Source organism: Salmonella sp. SAL04157, assembly GCF_046551635.1.
In the GTDB taxonomy this organism is placed as follows: domain Bacteria; phylum Pseudomonadota; class Gammaproteobacteria; order Enterobacterales; family Enterobacteriaceae; genus Salmonella; species Salmonella enterica.
Genome location: NZ_JBGDVS010000015.1, coordinates 85,402 through 91,907, shown reverse-complemented (window position 1 = coordinate 91,907; position 6,506 = coordinate 85,402). Strand labels below are relative to the sequence as shown.

The 6,506-nt window shown below is 48.8% G+C and carries 5 protein-coding genes and 2 pseudogenes; 1 reads left to right on the top strand and 6 read right to left on the bottom strand.

Annotated features, from left to right (window positions below; genetic code table 11):
* Positions 1-315: 315 nt before the first annotated feature.
* The 4 genes and pseudogenes from ACLJRE_RS22050 to ACLJRE_RS22035 all read right to left on the bottom strand — a co-directional run bounded on the left by ACLJRE_RS22050 (position 316) and on the right by ACLJRE_RS22035 (position 4,551).
* Positions 316-720, bottom strand: coding sequence for a DUF2251 domain-containing protein (locus ACLJRE_RS22050; RefSeq protein ID WP_000154266.1), 405 nt, complete (start codon positions 718-720; stop codon positions 316-318).
* A 175-nt stretch (positions 721-895) separates the two neighbouring features.
* A pseudogene (locus ACLJRE_RS22045) lies at positions 896-1,474 on the bottom strand (tyrosine-type recombinase/integrase).
* Between the two features lie 120 nt (positions 1,475-1,594).
* Positions 1,595-3,058: a DUF1254 domain-containing protein gene (locus ACLJRE_RS22040; protein ID WP_000782340.1), complete on the bottom strand. Its 1,464-nt coding sequence runs from the start codon at positions 3,056-3,058 to the stop codon at positions 1,595-1,597.
* 14 nt (positions 3,059-3,072) lie between these two features.
* Complete coding sequence (locus ACLJRE_RS22035) at positions 3,073-4,551, bottom strand: DUF1254 domain-containing protein (protein WP_023212325.1); 1,479 nt, start codon at positions 4,549-4,551, stop codon at positions 3,073-3,075.
* Between the two features lie 368 nt (positions 4,552-4,919).
* Between ACLJRE_RS22035 and ACLJRE_RS22030 the strand changes: the two are divergent.
* Positions 4,920-5,255 (top strand): annotated as a pseudogene (locus ACLJRE_RS22030) (ATPase); the annotation flags it as partial.
* A 67-nt stretch (positions 5,256-5,322) separates the two neighbouring features.
* Here ACLJRE_RS22030 and ACLJRE_RS22025 read toward each other — a convergent pair.
* Positions 5,323-5,862 (bottom strand): DUF5384 family protein, encoded by a 540-nt coding sequence (locus ACLJRE_RS22025; RefSeq protein WP_000755795.1) that lies wholly within the window; start codon positions 5,860-5,862, stop codon positions 5,323-5,325.
* 15 nt (positions 5,863-5,877) lie between these two features.
* A complete protein-coding gene (locus ACLJRE_RS22020; RefSeq protein WP_024147000.1) occupies positions 5,878-6,393 on the bottom strand; it encodes a glycine zipper 2TM domain-containing protein in 516 nt (171 codons plus the stop codon).
* Positions 6,394-6,506 lie beyond the last annotated feature (113 nt).

Sequence of the window (6,506 nt, the reverse complement as noted above, 5' to 3'; positions counted from 1 at the left end):
CTGTTAGGGCGCGGCTGGTAAGAGAGCCTTACAGGCGCATCTGAAAAACCTCCGGCTATGCCGGAGGATATTTATTTATGTGCATAGATGAGTTTTCTGTGTAGCGCACAGCTCCTGACGGTAAAGCACTACATCGACACAATAGCGGGTTTCACTGGCAGCACACAATCAAATCTGACAGTCGGCTTCGAGCGAAATATAGTCATTCGGAGTACATAGTTTACCTCCTGAGAGCCCATGAAACTGTCCGCTCCTTTCAGAGTGACATTATCAATATGGGTAGAAAATAACGGCAGGCGTTAAGCCCACCATAACTCACCGGAAAAAGTCATCTACCGAATCGCTCCACTCATGGCCGGACACAGACCATACCTTGTTTATTGGAGGAGGAAATCCGCTTCTGCAGTACCCATTTTTCCCCACGAAATCGAATGCTCCATGCGGATATCCGTTGATAAGGAGCACGCACTTCTGACTGTCTTCTGACCAGCCGATTTTAACGTCAGAAGGAATGTGACCGTCTGAAATATCCTCGACATTGTAGATATGCACTGCATCCTGAATCGGGTTTCCTTCAACGGATTCATCGAGCGCGTAGAAATACCCGGTCTGGCCGTCATCTTCAAATACGGCGGCCAGCATCCCCTCAGGAGCCTGGCTTTTTATTATCTGCGCTTCTCCAGTAATGAGCTGAGCCTGCACCGTCACTAAAATCGTCATACCGATTACTCTCCTTTCCCTGGTTGTTTGGTTAGGCTGCTTTCTAACTGACAAACAATCTATCATAATATCCCTGTGATGAACTAATTCGCTGATCTTCAACCACTTTGTTGACACATAATTGCTTTAGAAAGGTCGGCTTCTGCACAGAGCTGCTGTTGCAGCCCTGACGACCCTATACTTCAATTGATTCAGGGATTTCGAACGCATCATCGGCTTCAATGCCCAAATATCGGACAGCGCTTTCCCGTTTCTTATGGCCCACAGTAGTTGGATCACCCAGAGACTCTTGGTTTTCTTGTAGATCAGGTGAGGTTTTGTTCTTCTCATGGAATGTGTGCCGTAAAGCGAAGCTTCGAGACCAGGCTTTTCTACCCATCCATGAAAAATTCGGTTGTATTGCCGGGTTGATATGTGCTGATTAGTTCCGACTCGAGACCGAAACAAGAAGTCTTTGCTATGAAAATTGCCAGGCATCTATCAAAGCAGCAACAGCTTCTCTTGTCCCTTTGGTTATTTCAAATTGCACAGGGCTACCGGTTTTTGAAACAGAGCCACCATATGCAACATCAGATACTTTGAGTTTGACCAGATCACAGCCTGGTAGTTTACTGTCCAGGGCCATATTGAACAGAGCTAAATCACGCGTTTTACCTTCCTGTTCAAGCCGGATTCGGATCCCCCAGATATGAGATATCTGAAGTGACCTTTTTTGGCCGATGATACGGTCTTTGTTCCACGGTGACGTGTTCATACTCAACTCTCCTGCAATGTGGGAGATTAATGTGGGAGATTTAAGTATGGTTGTTCCTTATGTGCGCTAAACGGAAGGAGGAAAAAAGCCCCCTGTCATAAACAGAGGGCTATAGGCGGCTTATTTAACCGTTTCAATTTTTGGCGGCTGCCAGGTACCATCCAGAATTGGTTGTTCCCCCCAATATGCTCGGATATAGAGTGACAGGTTGCCGTCAGGTGCCGGCAGCCAGTTATTCACTTTATCCTCAGAAGGGCGCTTTTTGCTCACGTAGAGGGTCAGTGAACCGTCTTCGTTATACTTCAGGTTTTTATTTTTCGTCCCCAGCGAATAACGGTTCAGTTCATTTGGGCTGAACAGATGCTTGCTGTTGTAGAGCGTAAGTGACCAGAAGCCCTTCACCGGCGGAAGCCCGCCTTTCGGGAAGGTTACCGTGTAGTCATGCTCACCTGAAAGCTGCTTACCTGTGGCATCATTGTCGGTGTAGAAATACTGCGTTTCGTCCGGCTTGTTGTCGAACATATTAGATTTGGACGTACCGGTACGGTTGTAGTAATCCACACCAAACTCGGCGTTATTTTTTGAACGGTTCCAGCCGTTGCCTGCAGGCACACCGTTGTTCTTCCATTTAAAGAAATCCGCGATGACGGTTTTGTCCGTCTCGACAGCGGCTGCATCCATCCATTTACGGATTTCCGGGTTTTTCTTGCCAGCGTCTACCAGATGGCGGAACTGCGCATACAGGGCCTCTTCACCCGGAAGTGGCGGTACTTTTTCCAGCACGTTAGCGAACTGGTCAAAGAATTTTTCCGGAACGACCCAAGGCGTTTCTCCGGCGCTGGCATCCGGTTTATCACCGATCGCCGGGATTTTGGAGTACTCATAGGATTTCATCTTGCCATCAAATTGACTCAACGGATAAGTCATCACTTCTTTGATGGGCGCTTGAATCGCCCTGCGATCTTCCGGCGTATCATCCATCTGAATACGGGGAATGACGTTCGCCATTTCTGTCGAAGACTGAATTACGCCGTTAAAGCCTTTTGGCGTTTCACCTTTCCAGTTGGGACCCACGAGCAAATAGAAACCTGGCTTCGTTCCATAGGGTTTACCCACATTACCAATCTGATCGGTACGGGCATCATAGATGGCATAAACCCAGAATCGGTCGCCAAAATCCGGCACCTGGATAACGACAGGCTCTTTATCCAGCTCAAAGAAGCCAAGTCCGTAGGCTACGTCCTGGTTCGGGCAGGTAACGAAGGTCTCTTCCGGTTTGATGTAGTCGGTGAGCATGCTGAGTTGACCCATCGGCGCAACCGGAACCATCCCACCGTTAAGCGCCGGGTATGGCGCTTTGGTGATGGTTTCACGGCGGTTGAACTGGTTCACCATCGGCCAGCCCCAGAGGTAGGCCTGCTGTGCAATGGCCTTCACATAGCTCTCCGGCATCGTGACATCCGGTGACGGTTGCTTCAGCTCATCAAACTTGGTCGGATGCGGGATCGTCAGTGGCGCGCTCTGGGCAAAGGCTCCGGCGCTGAGCGTCAGAGCAGTCAACATCGCCAGGTGTTTCATTTTCATCTTATGTCTCACTGTTATTTATTGGTCTGAACCAGATCGTCCGGCACCCAGGTCTGGTCATAGAAACCGTCTTCGGTACCATAAAGTCGTAATGCCACGAGGAAATTACGGCCAGAAACGGTTTTAATAAACGCGCTGTCGGCGACACCTTCTGGTTTATTCGGCCCAAACCACAGGTCAATAGAACCATCTTTATTCTTGGGAATGTTGTAATAGCCATTGGTCGACGGCAGTAACTGGTCAGTTTCCGGCATGGTACCGTCGGTGATGTTATAAGCGGTGACCGCCCAGAACAGCGCCGCTGGCGGGTTTGGCGGCAAATGGAGCTTGTAAGTGTTGCTTCCATCAAGGAACTTGCCGGTATTGTCCTTGACCGCATACGGATATTTAGACCCCGCCCCCGTGGTGTGCATCACCATTGCCGCGGCGCTGGAATAGGCAATCTGGAAAAATGCTGCGCGCTGATTGGCATCAAGCGTGCCGTACTGCATCCACTCCGCTGTTGCTCCCGCCCATGAGTTTTCCCACTGGCGGTCCTTGTAATACAACTGGCGTTGATCGTCCCGGCCCACCTGGCGACGCGCAAGGATCATGCGTGGCGCGGTCTCGACGGCTTTTTTCAGCATCTCTTGCTGCTTCGCCGTTGGGTTGAACGGTTTGCCTTTCACCATCCCAATGCTCAGTAACGCGCTGCGTGTTTCTTCCGGGATTGCCGTCAACGGCTCATAGTCCACGAAGGTTTTCAGTTTCTGCCAGTAGCTGGCGTCGGTCGGGTACATCATATTGACACGCTTACCGCTGGCGTCCGGGAACTGCATCGGTTTGACTTCTTTTTCAACATCCCACAGCGGATAGACGCGCGTTGTTTCCGCGCTTTTCACCGCCGGAACCGGATCAGGCTTCCCGTCACCTTTGCCCATAATGGTTCTGAAGAACAGGAACACATTGTAGGTCGAGGATTTAAACGCGTAGTACCCCTGAGGCACCGGCCCGTCGTAGTCCGGGGGCAATAACAGGTACAGCCCGCCACGAGCACGATCCGGACCAATAGCGCCCACATCGGTAATGGTTTTCTGGAAGAAGTCGGTAAACATGCCAATCACGTTCGGTGGCGCTTTGATGACCAGCGGACCGGTTTCTTTCAGATCCAGGTAGCTCATTGAATAGATAACGTCACCGTTCGGCGTTGGCACCACGGCGCGGCTGTCCATCCGCTCTTTCCAGATAGGCAGGACATTATAGCCTTTGCCAAATGCCGCCTCTGAACCATCGCGCAGGCCAATAGTGTTCAACAGCGGCAACGTCTGAATATAGGCCTGGATCGCGTCCTGATAGTAAAGTTCATCGCTGAGCGACTGTGCTTCTTCCTGAGGAAGCCAGTTGCCATTATTGAGTTGTTTCATTAGCGGCGATTGTGGGGCGTCGACTGCAGCTGCGGGCTGAGACACCATAAGTGCCAGCAAAACCGCGCTGGTGATGACTTTAACTTTCATAAACCTTTCCTGAGTGAGTAGGACGAATAATCAGAGGTAAAAATGGCTTCCAGAGTAGTAATTGTGGGTGTGATCTGACATCAAAAAGGGAACCCATTTAAGAATAGTCAAATCTGCAAAAATATAATCTTTATAATTGGTTATTTATAAGTTACTGAAATTATTGCGAATGCATCATTTGGTTATATCATGCGTTTTTTTCGGTGCGGCGTTGGATGGCGTCAATACGGGATTTGAGCAATGACGGTTTCGCAGATTGCAAGACATTGCAGATGTGAACTACTGGTCTATGCTCAGAAAATACAAGATCTGCCGACCGGCTGGTTGCTTGAATAATAATGATAATTTCACATTACTCGGTGGTGGGTATGAATAAGCTTGTGCTCGCAATTATCTCGACGATGTTATCGATTATCTCGTTTTATTCTCTTGCCGCAGAACCCCGTCAGGAATCCACCGACGCAGAGCGAGCCCGTACGGTTTATATCTTCCATCAACCGATTGTGATGCTGCAGGCGAAATTTGGCCTCACTACGCCGGAAGAACGGGTGTTACGTATTCGAAATACCTTACGCAACTTCACAAAGGCGGATGTGAATGAGCCGCTAAAAATCGTTCCTGTGACCCGCTATAACCAGCAGGGACGGCTTATCGTGATGAATGGCAAACCGGTCCTGCTGCTGGCACAGACCTGCCTGTCAGATTAGGTTTAGGTCTGTGCCATAGTTGTGTCAGGTCAAATCTGAGCTAATACACAAATGATTAGCGAAATCAGTTAAACCAGCCGCTTGCCTTTTTCTCACGGGCTTTACCTTCGCTTTGCAGCAGATCGCGACCGCCTTCAGATAGATTTCTGTTTGCATCAGCATGAGATTGAATAACATCTGTCTGGGCAGCTTTACTTTTCAGCTCTTGATCGATGAATTCATTTTCTCTTTTTACCCGGGCCTCTTCCCTGGCCAGCGCCAGTTTTTGTTTCTGAATTTCTAAACGACGAAGCTCATCTTCGTAGCTTTGATCGCGCGCTTTATCTTGCGCGGCTTCCGCTGCCAATTTTGCTTGCCGTGCTTTCCGTTCAGCTTCTGCCGCTTTTGCTCGCTGCTTAGCAACCGCGGCCGCATTGGCTTGCCTTTGTCTTTCCTGTTGAGCCTCTTGATCTCGTTTGGCTTGCAGAGCATCACGTTGTCTGTTTTCTTCATTTTTTCCTTGCTGTTCAGCCTGGGCTACCGCCGCAAGCTGATCCTGCAAAGAAGAAGATAAAACCGAGCCGCTTAGGGTGAATAAAACAGTGGCTAAAATAACTTTCTTCATAAAATCTCCTGATAGTTAGCTTTTCTCAGGACATTTCGTATTGGGTTGAATTCGCGTTTCGTTATCTTTGGTCGATATCACCATCGCCAGACCGGTGGTAAATTGGCACGTTTTTCCAACCTGGGTGGAGGTATAAACCTTCGTTCCTTCTTTGTAAGTCAAAGATACAGCTTCAACTAACGTTTTATCTTTAACTAATGAACCCGCCGCTGCGCCAACGGCTCCGCCGCCAACCGCGCCGGCAGTAGTACCCAAACCGCTACCTGAACCCATGTTATGACCAGTAACGCCGCCCGCTACAGCCCCAAGAATTGCGCCGAAGGTCTGAGCGGTTTTTTTATTGGCGGTGTTATCTACGGCAACTTTCGCTGGCAAAACAGAGATAATATTGACGGTCTTTGTTTCTTGCTTCGCGTTTAACTGCCCGGTTTGGTAAACATCTGCGGCATAGTCATCCGCATTGGACTGGCATCCGGCAAGAGAAAAAGAGGCAAACAAAACCAGAGGCAAAGCATTTTTTTTAAAATTCATCACAATTCCTTGTTTAGGTAATAACGCAAAAAGGAATGTATTTAAGACTAATCTTAAAAAAAGTAAACTATCGTTTCTTGTAGTTGATTGTTTTTTTAGACTAAAAAACAAAG